The organism is Alcaligenes pakistanensis (assembly GCF_014652815.1).
Classification (GTDB): Bacteria; Pseudomonadota; Gammaproteobacteria; order Burkholderiales; family Burkholderiaceae_B; genus Alcaligenes; species Alcaligenes pakistanensis.
Window position 1 is genome coordinate 166,883 of the sequence record NZ_BMZN01000002.1, and the last position, 19,525, is coordinate 186,407.

Genomic DNA, 19,525 nt, shown 5'->3' on the forward strand with positions numbered 1-19,525 from the left:
CGGGTACAATCACCCACATTAATTTGCCATCCCCGAGGGGCGTTGCGACAAGACTGCGGTCTTGCCAGGCTCGGGGCATGGATAGGTGGTTGCCACCTTGGAGAACGACGCTCACCACGACCTGCATGGCGGGCTGCTGGTGAGATTCATTTGCTCTCCGTGCAGTCTGCGTGCCGTATAACGGAGCCCGACTGTGACTTTTACCGATTACAAAATTGCCGATATTTCCTTGGCTGAATGGGGCCGCCGCGAGCTGACCATTGCCGAGACCGAAATGCCTGGCCTGATGGCCACCCGCGAGGAATTTGCTGCCTCCCAGCCCCTGAAGGGCGCGCGCATCGCCGGCAGTTTGCACATGACGATTCAAACCGGGGTTCTGATTGAAACCCTGACGGCCCTGGGCGCTGAAGTGCGCTGGGCATCGTGCAATATCTTCTCCACTCAAGACCACGCTGCGGCTGCTATTGCCGCCTCCGGTGTGCCTGTGTTCGCCGTCAAGGGCGAAACCCTGGCCGAGTACTGGCAATATGCCCACGACATTTTTGATTGGCCCGGTGAGCAGGCCAATATGATTCTGGACGACGGCGGCGACGCTACCTTGCTGCTGCACCTGGGTGCCCGTGCTGAAAAAGACTTGTCTGTTCTGGATAAACCCGGCAGCGAAGAAGAGCGCGTCATGTACGCCTCTATCCGTGCTCGTTTGGAAACTGACAAAACTTGGTACTCCACCCGTCTGAGCCAAATCCAGGGCGTGACCGAAGAGACCACCACCGGTGTACACCGTCTGTACCAGATGGCCAAGAAAGGCGAACTGGCTTTCCCCGCCATCAACGTGAATGACTCGGTCACCAAGTCCAAGTTCGACAACCTGTACGGCTGCCGCGAGTCTCTGGTGGACGGTATCAAGCGCGCTACTGACGTGATGGTTGCCGGCAAGATTGCTGTGGTTTGCGGTTTCGGCGATGTGGGTAAAGGTTGTGCCCAGGCTCTGGCCGCTCTGCGCGCCCAGGTTTGGGTTACCGAAATCGACCCTATCTGCGCCCTGCAAGCCTCGATGGAAGGCTACCGTGTTGTGACCATGGAAGAGGCCGCCGACAAGGCTGACATCTTCGTGACCGCTACCGGTAACTACCACGTCATTGATCGCTCGCACATGGAGCGCATGAAAGACCAGGCCATCGTGTGCAATATCGGTCACTTCGATAATGAAATCGACGTGGCTTCGATTGAAGATCTGGAGTGGGAAGAGATCAAACCCCAGGTTGATCACATCATTTTCCCTGACGGCAAGCGCATCATCTTGCTGGCTCAAGGCCGTCTGGTGAACTTGGGTTGCGCCACTGGCCACCCTTCGTTTGTGATGTCGGCTTCGTTCACGAACCAGACCATCGCACAAATTGAATTGTTCACTCGTGGCGATCACTACGAAACAGGTAAAGTATATGTACTGCCTAAACACCTGGACGAAAAAGTGGCACGTTTGCACCTGAAGAAATTGGGTGTCAATCTGTCCACCTTGTCTCAGGCGCAGGCGGACTACATCAATGTGCCTGTGCAAGGGCCATTTAAGGCTGAGCACTACCGCTATTAAACGTACCGGCGTCTATGGACGCCTATTCTTGGAGCCCTATCATGACTTTGCTACTTGTCTGGATCCTGAATGCTGTCGCTTTGTTGGTTGTTGCCTATATTTTGCCCGGTATTGCCGTGGCCTCTTTCGGCTCAGCCCTGATCGCTGCGTTGGTACTGGGTTTGCTCAATACCTTAGTCAAGCCTTTGCTGGTCATATTGACCTTGCCGATCACCATCGTGACCCTGGGTTTGTTTCTACTGGTGCTTAATGCATTGGTGTTCTGGTTTGCGGGCTCCATTCTCAAAGGCTTTCAGGTCAATGGCTTTTGGTGGGCCGTGATTGGGGCCATCGTCTACAGTCTGGTTTCTGGGCTGCTGTCGGGATTGTTAATGAAATGAGCAATAAGCAAACCTTGAGCCTGGAGTTTTTCCCGCCGCGAGACATCGCGGCGCAGGAAAAACTGGTGCGAACCGCCAAGTCCCTGATGGGCTTGAATCCGGCCTATGTCAGCATGACGTTTGGAGCCGGTGGCTCCACGCGTGCTGGCACGGTCGATGCGGTAGCGCTGCTGCAAAAGCTGGGCTTTGATGTAGCGCCACACTTGTCGTGCATTGGTACGGCACCGGAACAGCTAAGCGAGATGCTCGATAATTACCGCGACCAGGGCATACGACGTATTGTTGCCCTGCGCGGTGACTTGCCTTCGGGTATGGGTGGCGACGCGGGTGAATTGCGTTATGCCAGCGATCTGGTGGCTTTTATTCGCCAGAACTATGGGGAGCACTTCCACATCGAAGTAGCTGCCTATCCCGAAATGCATCCGCAAGCCACGGGTTTCGGGGACGACCTGGGTCACTTTGTGAACAAGGTCAATGCGGGAGCGCACGGCGCGATCACACAGTACTTCTTTAACCCGGACTCCTACTTCAGCTTTGTTGAACGAGCCCAGGCGCAAGGCGTCACGATTCCGATCACGCCGGGCATCATGCCCATTACCAACTCGTCCCAGTTGCTGCGTTTCTCGACGATGTGCGGTGCGGAAGTACCGCGTTGGGTTCGTTTGCGTCTGGCTGATTTTGGTGATGACCGCGCATCGATTCGTGCATTTGGTATCGATGTGGTGGCACGTTTGTGCCAGGACCTGCTGGACGGCGGTGCTCCAGGCATACACATGTACACCTTGAACGGGGCAGAAGCGAGCATGGCCATCCTGCCGAATCTGACCTGGCGCTAAGTACTTAGACGCTGAACAAAGAACCCGCCACAGATCGTGATCTACACACCAAAAGTTGGGTATGTCCAGCTTTTGGGATAGCTCAGTACGTGGCGGGTTTTCTTTATGGGATCGCGTGAGCAGTATTAATTCTGCAGGATCATTCAGCTTGTACGGTGCCGGTTTGACCCGTACTTAGCTCAACAATATCCAAGCGTTTGCACCGTTTTCAGCTAAGGAGCGATTTACAGCTCCGGCGCAGGTACAGCCCAGCCCTTATCCGTCAAAACACTGTCCAGGCGTTGGTCGTGCTCGGCGGGCTGGTAGGATTGGCCCGACAAGTCGCCCACGGCCCAGGCAATGCCAATGCTGGTAAAGGCATGATTTTGTTCTTTCAGTGCCGCTAAAGTCCGGTCGTAATACCCTTTTCCATAGCCCAGCCGATCACCCTGACGGGTATAGCCCAAGGTGGGAACCAGGACGATATCCGGCTGCATGGTTTTGGTGGAAGTGGGGATTTCAATCCCGTAACGCCCTTTTTCCATTTCGGTATCGGGCGTCCACTCTACAAAGCGCAGCGGCGCATCAGTTTCGCTGACCACGGGCAGACAGACGTTCAAGCCTTCCTCTTCCACCCATTGAACCAGCAAGGGGCGCAGGTCAGGCTCTTTGTCCATGGGCCAGAAAGCGGCAATGGTGGTGGGTTCGGCGCGACCTTGTTCACGCAGGCGGCTGCGGTTGGTGGCCAGCCAGGTGAACAGACGGCCCCGGATCAGCAAAGCGCCCCGGTTGGTATCAATAGCGGCTTGTCCTGCACGCAGGTCTTTTAGTCGCGTGCGCAGCGCGGCTGCGTTATGCTCTACGTTCTGAATCATGGGTGATTTTCTAAAGGCCGTCACTATGGGTATCAACCAGCTAAAGTACCAGAAATCCTCGGCTTGGGGCATGGCGTCCGCGCTTCCTCGCCCGTCCTTGAGCGCCCTGGTGGTGTTTGCATTGGGTTTGGTTGGCTGTGCGGGTTCGCAATCGCCACAAGCCCAGACCCATTCTTCTGATCCTGCCGCTGTTAAGCAAGCGGTGGTGTTGCAGCCCGCTAAAGAAGCGGTGCGTCGTTGGGACCGTGTCCCGGCTGTTCCTCCGGTCGCGCGTCAGGCTTTGGTCGATGCCCGCGATGCTGTGCAGGCCAAGCGCTGGACGGCGCTGGATGCCCTGGCGCCAGTGGCCGCCGATGATCCTGTGCTGGGTTCTTATGCCCAGTACTGGCGCCTGCGCCGCATCCTGCAAGACGCCGCGACGCCAGTGCCTGATGAGCAAGTCCGTTTGTTCCTGGCCAGCAATCAAGACGAATACCTGGAAAACCGCCTGAAGTCGGACTGGATTGTGGCCGCGGCACGTACCGGCAACTATGCCCTGGTGCGTGATTTATCCCCCGTGCATGCCCCGACTTCAGCCGTGAAATGTGCTGTTGCTTTAGCCCAGAATGTGGCGGGCCAGCCTGTTGATGTGGACGATTTGCTGGCGTCTTTTTCCCCGAGTCAGGCTTGCTGGTCGGCTTTGGATCAGTTGTACGCCCGTAAAATAGTCAGCAAGAATCAGGTCCGTGACCTGATGCGTGATGCTCTGGAAAATAACCGTGCGGCCCAGGCCCGTCGTCTGGCGGCGATTATTTTTACTGCGCCGCAAATGAAGGATTACACCGCCTTGATGGCATCGCCGCAAAAGTGGCTGGACCGGAATGTGAACAATAGCGCGGTCAATCCAGAACTAGTGGCCTTAGCCCTGTCCCGTTTGGGACGTGGGCAGCGGGATACTGCCGCGGCTTATATCGACCGCAGCTGGGCAGGCAAAATCCCTCAGGAAAACCTGAATTGGGTGTGGGGCCAGTTTGGTCTGGTCAGCGCTTTGCGAGTAGAAAATGACGCAGCCACGTGGTATCGCCGTTCTGGCCGTACTGCGATGACTGACTACAACAATGCCTGGCAAGTGCGTGCTGAACTGCGCCAGCCCACCATTGAGTGGAAGCACGTCTCTGCCGCTATCGACAAGATGAATGATGCACAGAAAGCCGAGCCGGTTTGGGTGTACTGGTCGGGCCGTGCTCATGAGGCCTTGGGTCATAAAGACCAGGCCCGCGCCAAATTCCAGTCCATTGTGGGCGATTTGAACTTCTACGGTCAGCTGGCCACGGAAGAGTTGGGTCTGACGCCTTCCTTGCCGCCTCAGCCACAGCCTTTGACGCCTTTGGACATGCAAGATGCGCGCACCAATGCTGGTCTATTGCGGGCGGTGGAGTTGTTCAAACTGGGCTGGCGTCCTGAAGCCGTACCTGAGTGGAACTTTGCCCTGCGCGGCATGAACGACAGACAGCTGCGCGCTGCTGCCGAGTTCGCTCGTGAACAGCGCATTTACGACCGGGTGGTGAATACCTCCTTGTTGACCAAGAACGAGATCGACTTCAGCCAGCGCTTTATCGCGCCCTTTGAGGGCCGTGTGACGGAGCAGGCCAAGTCCATCAATCTGGACCCAGCCTGGGTGTATGGCTTGATTCGCCAGGAATCGCGCTTTATTACCGATGCGCGTTCGGGGGTGGGGGCATCGGGCTTGATGCAGTTGATGCCAGCGACGGCCAAGTGGGTCGCCAAGAAAATTGATATGCACGACTTCTCGCCTACACGCGTGAACGAATTCGAGGTGAACACGGTATTAGGAACTAACTACCTGAATATCGTCTTGGCTCAGTTGGGTGGTTCTCAGGTTTTGGCCTCGGCAGGCTACAACGCGGGCCCTGGACGCCCGATTCAGTGGCGCTCGCGTTTGAACAGCTCGGTGGAAGGAGCCATTTTTGCGGAAACCATTCCCTTTACTGAAACACGTTTGTACGTGAAAAACGTGCTTTCCAATGCGACCTACTACTCCATGATGTTCAGTGGCCAGCCGCAGTCCCTGAAGGGGCGTTTGGGTACGATTTCGCCTTGATGAGCCAGCCCATGCTTGATGATAGGCAGAAAACGGCTTTGGCGGCCCTGATGGGGGCGCCAGACCCTGTGCTGGAAGGCTTGCAGGTGTATGTGGTGGGTGGCGCAGTGCGCGATGCCTTGCTAGACCTGCCGGCGGGCGATAAGGACTGGGTGGTGGTGGGAGCCCGACCTGAAGATATGGCCGCCAGGGGCTTCATTCCCGTTGGTGGCGACTTTCCTGTCTTTCTGAATCCCCATAGCAAAGAAGAATTTGCGCTAGCCCGAACAGAGCGCAAGTCGGGCCGTGGTTATAAAGGCTTCACGTTTTATACCGGTACAGACGTTACCTTGGCGGATGATCTGCGCCGCCGTGATCTGACCATTAATGCCATGGCCGTGGATGCCGCAGGCAATCTGCACGACCCTTTGAATGGTTTGGCCGACTTGCAGGCCCGCCTGTTTCGGCATGTCGGTTCTGCCTTCAGTGAAGACCCGGTACGTTTGTTGCGCCTGGCACGCTTTGCAGCACGCTTCACCGAGTTTAAGGTCGCCGACGATACCTGGGCCTTGGCGCGCGATCTGGTCGAGCAAGGCGAGGTCGACGAGCTGGTGGCCGAGCGCATCTACCTGGAAATTGCCAAAGGCTTATCGTCCAAGCAGCCCGCCCGCATGTTCGAGGTATTGCGGGAAGTCGGTGCGCTGGAACGCGTTATGCCCGGTTTGACTTATAACGACCGGATTGGCGAACAAGTTCAGGTGGCGAAAGACAGACAGTTGGAATTGGCAGGTTGTTTTGCAGTGCTGTGCCATATTTCTGACGTGCCTGCACAGGTTGCAGAGCAGATTCGAGCACCTTCTGAATGGCGCGATCAGGCCCGACTTTTGCCAGAGTTGTTGGCCTGCCCGGTTTTATTGCAGCCGCGCTCCCATGTGGAGTCGGCTTTGCAAGTCATGGAGTCGCTGGATGCTTTGCGCAAGCCGGAGCGTTTTATTCAATTGATTAGTGCCGCGGCTTGCCTGGAGCCGGTTCCTGAACTGGAGTGGGATGTTCTGCGCAAGGTAATGGCGAGTGTGGATGCTGGGGCGGTGGCTGCACAGTTCAAGGCTGAACCGGGGAAGATCCGGGCGGCTGTACGTGCGGCCAGACTGGCCGCTTTAGAGCAGTTTGTGTAGTTTGGTGTGGGCTGCTTGTGATGCTCAAATAGATAAGCGGCCAATAGGCCGCTTATCTATTTGCAGTCGGCCCGTGGCTAAGATGCTGCCAAGGGGCCAAAATAGTCCAAACGCTTACAGGCGTTCGCGTCTGTCCCCGTTCATCGTGCCCAGCATGGGCGCGGAAATATCGCGGCCGATGATCAACACCTTGAACAGTTCGCCCATTTCCGCTTCAGACAACAGCTTGTTAGCCGCGCTCATGGTCTGCGCCCATTGCTGCTGGACTGCTGGTGCCGGGTCTTCAGGTGGTGAAGCCAGGAAGTTGGTGATGCCGCAGTTCATCAAGAAACGAGCTTGACTGGTATAGCCCAGCACATCCAGTCCGGCTTCCAGGGCTGCATCGGCCATGGCGGTAAAGTCCACATGGGCCGTGATGTCCTGTAAGCCCGCCAGAACCAGGGGTTCGGCATGGGCAAAGTGACGGAAGTGGCACATTAAGGTGCCTTTGTCGCGCTGTGGGTGGTAGTACTCGCGCTGTGGGAAACCATAGTCGATCAGAATGGCGGCACCGTGCTTCAACCAAGTGCCCATGCTGCGCACCCAAGCCTCGGCTTGCAGATTGATCTCTGACAGGTAAAAAGGCTGGGCCTCCAAGCGCTCAGCTACTAAAGAGGCCAGATGTTCGGGAGCCGGGCGGGTAGCCAGATAGAAAGGTGCGGGCAGGCCCTGGGCGGTGCTGTCGTCTGCAGCGATCACACCCACTTCCAGCACCTTGCCGTCCACATCAAATGTGAACAGGCTGGCAGGCATGGCGTCCAGCACTTCATTGGCAATAATGCAGCCGCTAAAGGTATGAGGGGTGCTGTCCAGCCATTGCACCTGGGCTTGCAAGGGGGCTAGACGCTCTTGCTGACGTGCGCGCAAATCGGGGGAGACTTCCAAGATGAAATATTTCGGCTCGATCCCTTGCTTTCGCAGTTCGATAATCAGCGCTTCGGCCAGCGCACCGCTGCCTGCGCCAAATTCCAGAACGGACAGGGACTGGCTGCCTTCCAGCACTTCCATCACCTGGCGGCTCAAGGTTTGCGCAAACAGGGGCGAGAGTTCGGGTGCCGTCGTAAAGTCGCCCGTAGGCTGGTTGCTGCCAAACTTGGTGCTGCCGCCGGTGTAGTAGCCCAGATGCGGTGCGTACAGCGCATGGTGCATCCATTGGTCGAAGGCCAGAAAGCCACCTTCATCTTCAATGCGGTCTAAAAGATAACGGTTAACCTGCGCGACGTGTTTTTTCAGCTCGTCTGACAGGGGCGGTAAACCGTGTGGCAGGGCGGGGGCGGACAATACGTTCATGGCGTCAGTTGGGCTTGTCGTTAGGGGTCTCGGAAGAAGCCGGGGCGGCGCTCTTGGCGCGGGCTTTTTTGGCCTCAGTCACTTGGTGCAGGGTGCGAATCATGCCGACCAACATCCCGATCAGGATGGAGGCGCTGGCAGCCAGGATGAAGTTGCCGAAGATAACCCACAAAGGCAGGCACAGAACGGCCATGAGCAAGATGGGTTTTTGCAGCAAGACTTTCATACACCCTCAAAAAATAGCGTGGAACCGGGGCCAATTGTAGCCCAGGCCAGCCAGCATCTTGAGCTTGGCGGCGGCTGCGTTACCATGAGCGTTTTGTCTGCATAGCAAAGGGGTAGGGATGAACGACAGGGGACAGGCCAGCGCCTGGTTACAGGCATGGGCCCACTTGATTCCCAATCCAGGCACCGTCCTGGATGTGGCCTGTGGTCGTGGGCGCAATGCCCGCTGGTTGGCCGAGCGCGGTAATACCGTGATCGGTGTAGACCGGGACCCGGAAGCGGTGGCGGCCAGTGCGGCTTACGGCGAGATTATTCAGGCAGATATTGAGAACGGCCCCTGGCCCTTTGCCGGACGCAAGTTCAATGCGCTGGTAGTGACCAAGTATCTGTGGCGTCCTTTGATGCCCACCTTACTGGAGAGTCTGGAGCCGGGCGGGGTACTGGTTTACGAAACCTTTGGGGTGGGTAACGAGCAGTACAACACGCCACGTAATCCGGACTTTTTGTTGCAGCCGGGTGAGCTGCTGCGCTGGTGTGCGGATCTGGATGTCGTGGCCTACGAGCATGGTTTCCGGGCCGACCCGGACCATATCGTTCAGCGTGTTGTGGCGGTGCGCCCGCGTGAGGGTGGTTCTTTCAGCGATTACCGCCTGAATCCGCAGAACGGTGGTGGCAGTATCTGCGAATAAAGCAGGCTGTTTTTCGCCTTGAGCCAAGTACCGTGCTTGGCTCAAGACTCCATATTCGGTGCTTGTTGAGCGGGATTTTGTTTATCGAATCCCGACTTAAAACAGATAAGTGCGCGCCAGCATGGACAGGGCGACCACCGCAGTCAGAATGCTGAAACCCTGCTGCAAGCGCGTTGAAGGAATATGAGGGGCGAGTTGCCGGCCTATCACCATGCCACCCATTGCCGCGGCTACAAATACCCAGCCGCTCACTGGAATCACGGCACCATGAGCCAGACTCATAGCCGATGCGCTCAAGGAAATCAGGGCGATCAGCATTAGGGAAGTTGCCACGATGCTGTGCATGGACAGGTCGCTGAAACGCTTCAAGGCTGGCACGATCAGAAAACCACCGCCTACTCCCAACATTCCAGAAAATAAACCTGCTACAGCGCCGATAGCGGCCAGCGTGACGGTGCCCACTGGTGTCCAGCGCAGGCGTCCCGTTTCGGGATTCAGGCAGCAAGGGGTGTGTGAATGTGGAACTGCCGCAGGACGACGCAGCATCTTGGTCGCAATCCACAGCATGATGGCGACAAACAAAGTCACCAGAACTTTCTCGGGTAAAGCATGGCTGATGCGCACACCCAATGACGTCACCAAGGCACCCGTCACTGCCATGAACATGGCGGCGCGATAACGCACGATATGTTTGTACAAACCATCCAAGGCGCCGAGTAAAGCAGCGGCTCCCACGGCTAACAAAGCTACGGGTGTGGCGGCTGTCATGCTGTAGCCCATGCCTAATACCAAGGCAGGTACGGCCAGAATACCGCCGCCCGCGCCAGTTAAACCCAGCGACAGGCCAGTCAGAACTCCCAGGATGATTGCAAGCAGCATAAGCCAGAGAGCGTGACCCCGTTTGGGATCACGCTTTTTCAAGAAGCGTAGTAATGACTTATTGTACGCCCTTAACTTCTTTTGGAAATTAGCTTATTTATAAAAGTAATTAATGGGGCTAATCTCCAAATCTCGCTCTTAACCCGAGTTGCGCAGGCCAGCCGCAATACCGTTAATCGTCAGGTGAATAACGTGCTGCTTGTTGACGCCGCTGCGTGTAGGCTTGTTGGCCTTTTCGCCCTGACGGCGATGGCGGCGCAGCAGTTCAACCTGCAAGTGATTCAACGGGTCGATATAGGCAAAGCGCTCGACCAGAGCATCTTGCAGCGCCTGATCGTTGGCCAACAGCTCGTGTCCTGTGATTTCGCGGAATAGTTGGTGTGTCAGGTCGAACTCTTCGCGAATCTGGGTGAAGATGCCCTCGCGCAAGGCCTCGTCTTCCACCAGACCGGCGTACTTCAGACCGATATCCAGGTCAGTCTTGGCCAACACTTGCTCCATATTGGAGAGCAGAGTACGGAAGAAGGCCCACTCGCGCGCCATGGTCTGTAACTGCGCCAGGCGTTTGGCGCGATTCAGGCCGTCTTTGGGTAAACCTGACTCCAGATAGCGATTCAAGGCCGTGCCCATGCCGTACCAACCGGGAATAGGCAGACGGCATTGCGCCCAGGAGAAACTCCAGGGGATAGCACGCAAGTCTTCAATACTTTGCGTGGCTTTGCGCGACGATGGGCGCGAGCCGATATTCAGACCCGCAATTTCCTTGATCGGAGTGGACTGGAAGAAGTACTGATCAAAGTTCGGTGTGCCGTAGACCAGTTGGCGATAGCTTTGATGCGCTTGCTCGGACATCCAGGCCATGGCTTCACCGTAGGCGGCAAGGTGCTCGTCGTCATTGGACGAACCTTTGCGCGAGCCCAGGCTGGCTTCCAGCGTTGCGGCTACAAACAGTTCCAGATGCCAGCGACCCACGTCCGCATCTTTGTAGCGGCCTTGAATCATTTCACCTTGCTCGGTCAGACGAATCTGGCCGTTCACGGTGCCGGGTGGTTGCGCCAGAATGGCGTCGAAGCTGGAACCACCGCCTCGGCCTACCGAGCCGCCACGGCCGTGGAACAGGCGCAGGCGCACTTTACGGCGGGAAAAGACTTGAGCGAACTCACGCTCAGCACGGTACAGCGTCCAGTTGGAGGTCAGGTAGCCACCGTCTTTATTACTGTCTGAATAGCCCAGCATCACTTCCTGCACGCTGTCCTGGGCGTGGCGTACACGCTGGCGGATTTCAGGCATGTCCAGCCATTCCTGCATGATCTGTGGGCCACGCTCCAAGTCAGGGATCGTCTCGAACAGCGGTACGACCATCAGGCCTTGGTGCTCAGGCTCGTTGGAGTTAGGCACGATAAGCCCGGTTTCCTGTTGCAGTACCAGCACTTCCAGCAAATCGCTGAGCGTCTCCGTGTGCGACACAATGGTTTGTTCCAGCGCACGGGCTCCAAAGCGACGACGGCACTCGGCGGCTTTGCGCAGAATAGAGAGTTCTTTCTCGGTTTCTTCCGAGTAGCGATACCAAGGTGAAACCAGAGGGCGATGGTGACGCAGCTCCGACCGCAGCAAGGTGATGCGGTCTTCTTCGGACAGCTGGCGGTAGCTGACTGGCTCGTCCTTGTACTGCGTTCCTGCTACGCGGAACAGTTCGTCCAGAACACGCTCGTGCACATCGGAGCTTTGGCGCAGGTCCAGCGTAGCCAGATGAAAGCCAAACACTTCTACGGCTTGAATCAATTCATTCAAGCGCAGACCAGCGATCGCACCGCCTTTGTTCTCAGCCAAAGAGTCGGCAATAACTTGTAGATCGGCCTGGAACTCCTGGGGATTGGCATAGGGCGGGGCGGCGTAAGTGGGGCGATCCGCCAGATCTCGACCCAGCAAGGTTTGTGCCGTGGCCGCCATGCGAGCGTACAGGTGAATAAAACTGCGGCGATAAGGCTCGTCCACACGGTGAGGAGACGGGTCCTGGCTACTGGCTGACAAGGCAGCCAAGTCTTTGCTGACGCGGTTCAGTGCGTCTGATACCGAGATTTCTGTACCCAGCAGGCGAATTTGTTCCAGATAGTGTTGCAGCGCGCGCGTGGACTGGCGCAGCACGGCTTGCTCTACGGTTTCAGGGCCCACATTAGGGTTGCCGTCGCGGTCACCACCAATCCAGCTGCCCATGCGCAAAAAGGCGGGTAGGGCGCGGGTTTTCTGATCCAGCAGGCTTTTCTTGCCCGGCTCCAGCAAGCGGTCCAGATCGTGATACAGCTGCGGAATGGTGGGCAGGAACGTGGAGCCGTAATAGGCCAGTGCGTTGTCGATCTCGTCCATGACGGTCAGCTTGTGATCGCGCAGCATGCGGGTTTGCCACAGCAGGGACACCAGGCCAGTCAGCTTTTCCTGGGTGCGGGCCGATTGGGTGGCCGTGGCTTTATGGTCCAGACCGTTCAGCTCGTCGGCAATGGCCATATGCACGGCCAAGGTACTTTGGCGTTGGACCTCGGTGGGGTGGGCCGTTAGAACCGGCATCACACAAGCCTCTTGCAGATAGCGGCGAATCTTTTTGGCGCTCAGGCCCTGATCCATCAAGGTCTGAATCGCGTGTTGCAAACTGCCCAGCAATTGCTCGGGGTCTTGCTCCATGCGGCGGCGGTTCTGGTCCCGATCCTCAGCAATATTGGACAGGTGCAGAAAGTAAGCAAAGGCACGGGCCACAGAACGGGCCTGTGCATCGTTCAGCTTTGGAATGTCCTTTTCCAGAATCCGTGCTTGCTGCGGATCGTGCTCACGTCTGAAACTGACAGCGGCCCGGCGCAGGGCTTCAATCAGCGTGAAGGTCGCCTTTCCTTCGCTGTCACGGATCACTTCTCCCAGGGCTTTGCCCAGAAAGCGGATGTCCTGTCTGAGCAGGTTGGAAAGGTCAGGCACGGCCTGCGGCATAATATATCTCCTGTGAAATAAGGGGTTTTGCTGCAAAGGATTCTGGGTGCCAGATCGGTAGCCGCCCAACTGTAAGACGCCTGCCCGACCATGAAGCGCACAAAGCGCCTTGGGACGTTTATGATAGGTATCTTTACATAATTTTCCTGTTCAGAGAGTAGTCATGCCCCAATATCGCTCCCGTACCTCGACCCACGGTCGTAATATGGCCGGCGCGCGTGCCCTGTGGCGCGCCACCGGTATGAAAGACGAGGATTTCTCCAAACCGATCATTGCGGTGGTGAACTCCTTTACGCAATTCGTACCCGGTCACGTACACCTGAAAGACATGGGCCAACTGGTTGCCCGTCAAATTGAAGCGGTCGGCGGTGTAGCGAAAGAGTTCAACACCATTGCAGTGGACGACGGTATTGCGATGGGCCACGGCGGCATGCTGTATTCCCTGCCTTCGCGCGAACTGATTGCCGACTCGGTGGAATACATGGTCAACGCGCACTGTGCGGATGCCATGGTGTGTATCTCCAACTGCGACAAAATCACCCCCGGTATGTTGATGGCTGCCATGCGCCTGAACATTCCTGTTGTTTTTGTGTCGGGCGGCCCGATGGAAGCAGGCAAGGTCTATTCGCCTGATGGCAAGACGGTGCTGCAAAAGCTGGATCTGGTGGACGCCATGATTCAAGCGGCTGACCCAAATGTGACGGACGAACAGGCTGAAGCGGTTGAGCGTAGCGCTTGCCCTACCTGTGGTTCCTGTTCGGGCATGTTTACCGCCAACTCCATGAACTGTTTGGCTGAAGCTCTGGGCTTGGCCTTGCCAGGTAACGGCACCATTGTTGCCACGCATGCTCGTCGTCAAGGCTTGTTCGAGCGAGCTGGCAGCCTGATTGTTGATCTGGCCAAGCGCTACTACGAGCAAGACGACGAATCCGTTCTGCCACGTAACATCGCTACCTATCAGGCCTTTGAGAACGCCATGACCCTGGATGTGGCCATGGGCGGCTCCACCAATACCGTGCTGCACCTGCTGGCTGCAGCCCAAGAAGCCGGTGTGGAATTTACGATGGCCGACATCGACCGCATTTCGCGCGGTGTACCTTGTCTGTGTAAAGTAGCCCCCGCCACACCTGAATATCACATGGAAGACGTTCACCGCGCCGGCGGCATTATGGCGATTCTGGCTGAATTGGGTCGCGCCAACCTGCTGAACTTGGATGTAGGCAACGTACACAGCGGCACCTTGCGTGAAGCCATCAAGCGTTGGGACATCAAGGGCGAAAACGTCAAGGCAATTAGCGACTTCTACCGTGCTGCCCCTGGTGGTATTCCTACGCAAGTGGCTTTCAGCCAGGATCGTTACTACCAAGATCTGGACACCGATCGGGCCACGGGTTGCATTCGCGACAAGGCGAATGCCTATTCGCAAGATGGCGGTTTGGCGGTGTTGTACGGCAACTTGGCGATTAACGGTTGTATCGTTAAAACCGCTGGCGTGGATGAAAGCATTCTGACCTTCACCGGCATCGCGCGTGTCTACGAAAGCCAGGACGATTCCGTCGCTGCCATTTTGGACGGCGTGGTCAAGGCAGGCGATGTGGTCATCATTCGCTACGAAGGGCCTAAAGGTGGTCCTGGAATGCAAGAAATGTTGTACCCCACGTCTTATCTGAAATCTATGGGTCTGGGCAAAAGCTCGGCCTTGTTCACGGATGGCCGCTTCTCTGGTGGCTCGTCGGGTCTGGTAATCGGTCACGCTTCACCTGAAGCGGCGGAAGGTGGCAACATCGCCCTGGTGCAGGACGGAGATACCATCGAGATCGATATCCCTAACCGCCGTATGCATTTGGCGATCAGCGATGAAGAGCTGGCTGCACGTCGCGTCGAAATGGAATCGCGTGGTGCTAAGGCTTGGAAGCCTGTGAACCGTGAACGTGTTGTGTCGCAAGCACTGAAAGCCTACGCCGCCTTGGCGACATCGGCTGACCGTGGCGCGGTACGTGATGTGTCGCAACTGGATCGCTAAGCTGGTTTAGCTTTTAGTTGATGAAACCCCACCTGTTTTGGCAGGTGGGGTTTTTTTATGGGTTTCGTGCGATGTATGAGGCATCGGTCTTCGTAGAGACGCCGCCCAAGCCCGTTGCCCTGGCTCCAGGCGGACTGCTTGCCGGTGCTGCGCACCGGTGCCTTTGTCGAAGTCTCCCTTCGGGCGCACTCTGAACTCGCGCGATAGCTCGTCCCCCGGACGAGCTATAAGCGTCGCGCTCAAACAGCAGAGTGCTTGTACCCCGAAGAGAGACTCCGCCTGCGGCAAGCTGTCTGACTCGCCTAGAGCCAGGGCAACGGGCTTGGGCGGCTCTAGAGGAACAGCAGCCTATACCTTGTTCTTGTGTTGGGCTTTCAGGCTTTGGCCATCTTGATTACGTATTAAATAACTGGAGGCGTAGATACCGTCTGGCACAGTTTCTCCAGTCCTTTACAATCGAACTATTGTTCACTTTGTTTAGAGAGCCTGCGCCATGACTGATGATCAACGCGCTATACAAGCCAGTATTCGTGCGGAATTGGGGATGATGGATCATTTCGATGTTCAGCAAGAAATTGAGCGTCGTGTCCGCTTTCTAAGTGACTATTTGCTGCGTACCGGCTGCCGTAGTCTGGTCTTGGGGATCAGCGGTGGTGTGGATTCTTTGGCCGCGGGGTGTTTGTCCCAGCGAGCGGTAGAGCAGGCGCGGGAGCAAGGTCATCCAGCGCAATTCATTGCCGTGCGTTTGCCTTACGGTGAACAAGCCGACGAGAAGGATGCCCAAGGCGGCCTGAAGGTCATTAATCCCGATCAGACCTTAGTCGTGAACGTGAAACCTGCATCGGATGCAATGCTGGAGCAGTTGCTGGCCTCTGGCCTGACATTTCGCGATGCCGCACAGCAGGATTTTCTGATGGGCAATATCAAGGCACGTCAACGCATGGTGGCTCAGTATGCGATTGCAGGGGCGAATGGTGGTTTAGTGGTCGGTACAGACCACGCTGCCGAAGCATTGATGGGTTTCTTCACTAAATTTGGGGATGGTGCTGCTGATATCACACCTTTGGCGGGCTTGAACAAGCGACGGGTACGCGCTTTGGCAAGCGCCATGGGTGGATCGGATGCCTTGGTCTTCAAAGTACCAACCGCTGATCTGGAAAGTCTGACGCCCTTGAAGCCTGACGAAGATTCCTTTGGTGTCAGCTACGATCAGATTGATGATTTTTTGGAAGGCAAAGTCACAGACGACAAAGCCACGCAGATCATCATCAAGACCTTCCAGGCTTCGGCTCATAAACGAGCTTTGCCGGTAGCGCCCTGACCATGAGCACCAAACCTGCCGAGAGCAATGTCAAAACGGCTTTGCGCGTTATTGAAATCATCGAGCTGTTTGCCCGTGAGACGCGGCCTTTAGCGCTGTCTGAAATGGCGCGTTTGTTGGATGCGCCTGTGTCCAGTTGTCTGGCTTTGCTGCGCACCTTGTCTCGGCAGGGGTATATCTATGAGACGGGACGCCGGCAAGGCTATTACCCGACGGGTCGTTTGCTGGCGATGGCGCAGCGTATTTCCCAGGCAGACCCCATTCTGGAAAAGGTTCGCCCCAGCCTGGAAGAACTGCGTAACACCACGCAGGAAACCGTGGTGTTCGGCAAGCTGGATCTGGATAAAAAAGTGGTCTATGTGGAGGTGATTTCCTCCCCGCATCCCATTCGTTATGTGGCAGTGGCGGGAACTCAGCGCCATGTTCACGCTAACTCTATTGGTAAAGCGCTGTTGTCTCAAATGACGTTGGAAGAACGCACCCAGCTGTTGGGCGATGGACCTTTGGAAGCCTTCACGCCCAAGACGCTGGTCAGTCTGGACAGTTTGAATGCCGACCTGGAAGTCTCCGCGCAACGCGGCTGGTACGGCAATATGGGCGAATCCATGTCGGACGTGGGTGGTATTGCCTGGCCTATACGGATTTCAGGCGGCAGCTATGCGATCTCGATTGCAGGTCCTGTTTATCGTATTGAGCAGAACCTGCAAAGTTACGCGGAGCGCTTGCGAGTAGCGTGTCGCTTTATTGAAGAGCCTTGAGGCGAGGTCTTAGTAAGACTTGGGCAGTCCCAGCACTTTCTCTGCGATATAGCACATGATTAGCTGCGGGCTGACTGGAGCCAGTCGTGGAATAAAACTTTCACGTAGATAGCGTTCTACATGGTATTCCTTGGCATATCCCATGCCTCCCAAAGTTTGGATGGCAGTCTGACAAGACTGGAAACCCGCCTCGGCTGCCAGATATTTGGCGGCGTTCGCGTACTCTCCGCAAGGTTTGCCAGCATCATATAAAGCCGCAGCCTTAAGAGTGACTAAATCGGCTGCCTCCAATTGCATCCAGGCTTGGGCCAGTGGGTGCTGTATTCCTTGATTCTGTCCAATCGGCCGCCCAAAAACGTGTCGTTCTTTGGCGTAGATCGTTGCCTTCTCTAAAGCCGCCCTACCCAAGCCAATGGCCTCGGCGGCAATCAGAATGCGTTCTGGATTCAAGCCGTGCAGCAAATAGCTGAAGCCTTTGCCTTCTTCGCCGATGCGGTCTTCAACAGGGATGCGCAGCCCGTCGATAAACAGCATATTGGAGTCCACCGCATTCCGTCCCATCTTGTCGATGTGACGCACTTCAATCGTGTTGCGATCCAGGTCTGTATAGAAAAGCGATAGTCCATCGGTTGGTTTTTTGACGTCGGACAGTGGGCTTGTGCGAGCCAGCAGCAGAATCTTGTTGGCGACTTGCGCCGTGGAAATCCAGATTTTTCGGCCATGTACCTGATAGTGGTCGCCGTGCAAAACGGCACGGGTTTCCAGCTTGCTGGTATCCAATCCAGAGTTCGGTTCGGTGACGCCAAAGCAGGCTTTGTCTTTACCTTGAATCAGGGGCGGCAGAAAACGGGCACGCTGCTCATCGTTGCCAAACACCACCACCGGATTTAGGCCAAAGATATTCATGTGCACGGCAGAGGCACCGGAGAATCCGGCACCGGTACGGGAGATGGTGTGCATCATCAATGCCGCTTCCATCATGCCCAGGCCCGCACCGCCGTACTGCTCGGGCATGGCGATACCTAACCAGCCGCCGTCTGCCAGCGCTTTATGAAAGTCATGGGGGTAGATGCCATCCTGATCGCGGGCCAGCCAGTATTCGTCATCAAACTGCTGGCAAACCGATTCAATGGCCTGCACCAAGGCGCGTTGATCTTCGCTTAATTCGATATTCATACGATCTGTTCTCGGGGTGAGGGGTGAACGCTGGTTAGCATGGCTTGGATGTCCTGCTCGCTGTAACCCAGCTCCGCCAGCACTTGGGCAGTGTGTTCGCCCAGGCCAGGGGCATGGCGTCGGATGCTTAACGGGGTGCGTGAGTAGTTGCCCAAGGGGGAGGGCGTGCAGATGGGGCCCTCGGTAGGGTGATCCATGTGTTGCAGATGCTTCACCGCTTGTAGATGCTCGTCATCAATCAGTTGCTCGATGGAGTACAAGGGGGCGGCTGGGATATCGACCTGGCGCAAGGCATGCAACCAATAGGCGGTGTCCTTTTGCTTTATATGCGAGGCCACAAAGTCATAAACCTCGCCAATATGAATGGCGCGGGCGGAGTGCGAGCTGAAGCGTGGCTCTTGCTGAAGTTCGGGCTGGCCGATCAAGGAGAAGAACTTGGCCCAATGCTTGTCGTTATAAATCAGCAGAACCAGAAAGCCGTCACTGGTTTGGTAGGGTTTGCGTTCTTTGGCCAGCAGACGGGCATAGCCGGTGGGGCCCAGGGCAGGTTCAAAGGAGTGACCACCCAAATGATCGCCCAGCACAAAATGTGCCATGGCCTCGAACATGGGGATTTCAATCGCCTGACCTTGGCCGCTTTGGCGGGCCTCAATGACACCCGCGAGCACGGCTACCGCTACATGCAGACCGACGGTGCGATCACATAAGGTCAACGGGGTGTAGCGGGGCACATCACCGGATTGTTGTTGATAAAGGTGTCCCAGCCCTGTCATGCCCTGGATTAAATCATCGTAGGCGGGACGGCCTGCGTAGGGGCCATCCTCCCCGAAACCATAAGCACCTACATAAACGATGGCTGGGTTGGCGGCGGCAACGCGTTCATAATCCAGACCCAGACGTGCCATCGCCGCTGGGCGCAGATTGTAGAGCAGCACATCAGATTCCCGGATCAATTGCAGGCAGGCTTCTTGACCAGCTGGGGTTTTCAGATCCAGTACGACGGATCGCTTATTGCGGTTCAGGTGCAGAAATAATGCGCCCATAGCCGTGTTGCGCATAGGTCCGACCGCTCGCATGGTATCCCCGCTGGGGGACTCCACTTTGATCACATCGGCCCCCAGATCAGCCAGGATTTGAGTGGCGAAGGGCCCCATCACTACCGAGCTTAAATCCAGAATACGGATACCGCTCAGTGGACCAGCGTTGTCCTTCTTGTGTTCAGTCATAACAGGCGTC

The 19,525-nt window shown here is 56.5% G+C and carries 16 protein-coding genes and 1 riboswitch; of the genes, 9 read left to right on the top strand and 7 right to left on the bottom strand.

What is annotated here, in order from left to right; translation table 11 throughout:
• Nucleotides 1–28 precede the first annotated feature (28 nt).
• Nucleotides 29–120, top strand: a riboswitch (S-adenosyl-L-homocysteine riboswitch).
• 73 nt (nt 121–193) lie between these two features.
• From ahcY to metF, 3 genes are read left to right on the top strand one after another with little or no spacing between them, the layout of a single operon-like run.
• The gene (ahcY, locus tag IE156_RS05765; RefSeq protein ID WP_189391590.1) at nt 194–1,591 is read left to right on the top strand and encodes an adenosylhomocysteinase; all 1,398 of its coding nucleotides are present in this window, start codon (nt 194–196) and stop codon (nt 1,589–1,591) included.
• Nucleotides 1,592–1,632: 41 nt separating this feature from the next.
• Nucleotides 1,633–1,971 (top strand): phage holin family protein, encoded by a 339-nt coding sequence (locus IE156_RS05770; RefSeq protein ID WP_189391591.1) that lies wholly within the window; start codon nt 1,633–1,635, stop codon nt 1,969–1,971.
• On the top strand, nt 1,968–2,807 hold the full coding sequence (gene metF, locus IE156_RS05775) for a methylenetetrahydrofolate reductase [NAD(P)H] (protein WP_189391592.1): 840 nt from the start codon (nt 1,968–1,970) through the stop codon (nt 2,805–2,807). The genes IE156_RS05770 and metF overlap by 4 nt, the downstream gene beginning before the upstream one ends.
• A gap of 224 nt (nt 2,808–3,031) precedes the next feature.
• On the opposite strand, the gene IE156_RS05780 is transcribed toward metF, so the two are convergent.
• Entirely contained in the window at nt 3,032–3,661 is a 630-nt protein-coding gene (locus IE156_RS05780; RefSeq protein ID WP_189391593.1) for a 5-formyltetrahydrofolate cyclo-ligase, read from the bottom strand.
• On the opposite strand from IE156_RS05780, the gene IE156_RS05785 reads away from it, so the two are divergent.
• Both IE156_RS05785 and IE156_RS05790 read left to right on the top strand, forming a co-directional pair.
• Entirely contained in the window at nt 3,660–5,762 is a 2,103-nt protein-coding gene (locus IE156_RS05785) for a lytic transglycosylase domain-containing protein (RefSeq protein ID WP_229841049.1), read from the top strand. The two genes, IE156_RS05780 and IE156_RS05785, sit on opposite strands and share 2 nt — an antisense overlap.
• A gap of 11 nt (nt 5,763–5,773) precedes the next feature.
• Entirely contained in the window at nt 5,774–6,916 is a 1,143-nt protein-coding gene (locus IE156_RS05790; RefSeq protein ID WP_229841051.1) for a tRNA nucleotidyltransferase/poly(A) polymerase-related protein, read from the top strand.
• Nucleotides 6,917–7,030: 114 nt separating this feature from the next.
• Here IE156_RS05790 and IE156_RS05795 read toward each other — a convergent pair whose 3' ends face one another.
• Nucleotides 7,031–8,245 (bottom strand): class I SAM-dependent methyltransferase, encoded by a 1,215-nt coding sequence (locus IE156_RS05795; protein ID WP_189391594.1) that lies wholly within the window; start codon nt 8,243–8,245, stop codon nt 7,031–7,033.
• A 4-nt stretch (nt 8,246–8,249) separates the two neighbouring features.
• Complete coding sequence (locus tag IE156_RS05800) at nt 8,250–8,471, bottom strand: hypothetical protein (protein ID WP_189391595.1); 222 nt, start codon at nt 8,469–8,471, stop codon at nt 8,250–8,252.
• A gap of 118 nt (nt 8,472–8,589) precedes the next feature.
• Between IE156_RS05800 and IE156_RS05805 the strand changes: the two genes are divergently transcribed.
• Nucleotides 8,590–9,159, top strand: coding sequence for a class I SAM-dependent methyltransferase (locus IE156_RS05805; RefSeq protein ID WP_189391596.1), 570 nt, complete (start codon nt 8,590–8,592; stop codon nt 9,157–9,159).
• Nucleotides 9,160–9,255: 96 nt separating this feature from the next.
• Here IE156_RS05805 and IE156_RS05810 read toward each other — a convergent pair whose 3' ends face one another.
• The gene (locus IE156_RS05810) at nt 9,256–10,038 is read right to left on the bottom strand and encodes a sulfite exporter TauE/SafE family protein (protein WP_189391597.1); all 783 of its coding nucleotides are present in this window, start codon (nt 10,036–10,038) and stop codon (nt 9,256–9,258) included.
• 138 nt (nt 10,039–10,176) lie between these two features.
• Nucleotides 10,177–13,011, bottom strand: coding sequence for a phosphoenolpyruvate carboxylase (gene ppc, locus IE156_RS05815; RefSeq protein WP_189391598.1), 2,835 nt, complete (start codon nt 13,009–13,011; stop codon nt 10,177–10,179).
• A gap of 163 nt (nt 13,012–13,174) precedes the next feature.
• Between ppc and ilvD the strand changes: the two genes are divergently transcribed.
• The 3 genes from ilvD (at nt 13,175) to IE156_RS05830 (ending at nt 17,113) form a co-directional block, all read left to right on the top strand.
• Nucleotides 13,175–15,034, top strand: a complete 1,860-nt coding sequence (gene ilvD, locus IE156_RS05820; RefSeq protein ID WP_189391599.1) for a dihydroxy-acid dehydratase — start codon at nt 13,175–13,177, stop codon at nt 15,032–15,034.
• Nucleotides 15,035–15,527: 493 nt separating this feature from the next.
• Nucleotides 15,528–16,355 (top strand): NAD(+) synthase, encoded by an 828-nt coding sequence (gene nadE, locus IE156_RS05825; protein WP_189391600.1) that lies wholly within the window; start codon nt 15,528–15,530, stop codon nt 16,353–16,355.
• A gap of 2 nt (nt 16,356–16,357) precedes the next feature.
• Nucleotides 16,358–17,113, top strand: coding sequence for an IclR family transcriptional regulator (locus tag IE156_RS05830; protein ID WP_189391601.1), 756 nt, complete (start codon nt 16,358–16,360; stop codon nt 17,111–17,113).
• A 9-nt stretch (nt 17,114–17,122) separates the two neighbouring features.
• Here the strand turns inward: IE156_RS05830 and IE156_RS05835 are convergent, their stop codons facing one another.
• Together IE156_RS05835 and IE156_RS05840 are read right to left on the bottom strand one after the other, a co-directional pair.
• Nucleotides 17,123–18,289 (bottom strand): acyl-CoA dehydrogenase family protein, encoded by a 1,167-nt coding sequence (locus tag IE156_RS05835; protein WP_189391602.1) that lies wholly within the window; start codon nt 18,287–18,289, stop codon nt 17,123–17,125.
• Nucleotides 18,286–19,515 carry a CaiB/BaiF CoA transferase family protein gene (locus tag IE156_RS05840; RefSeq protein WP_189391603.1) on the bottom strand — a complete coding sequence of 410 codons (1,230 nt, stop codon included), beginning with the start codon at nt 19,513–19,515 and terminating at the stop codon, nt 18,286–18,288. Before IE156_RS05840 ends, IE156_RS05835 begins: the two co-directional genes overlap by 4 nt.
• Between the last annotated feature and the right edge of the window lie 10 nt (nt 19,516–19,525).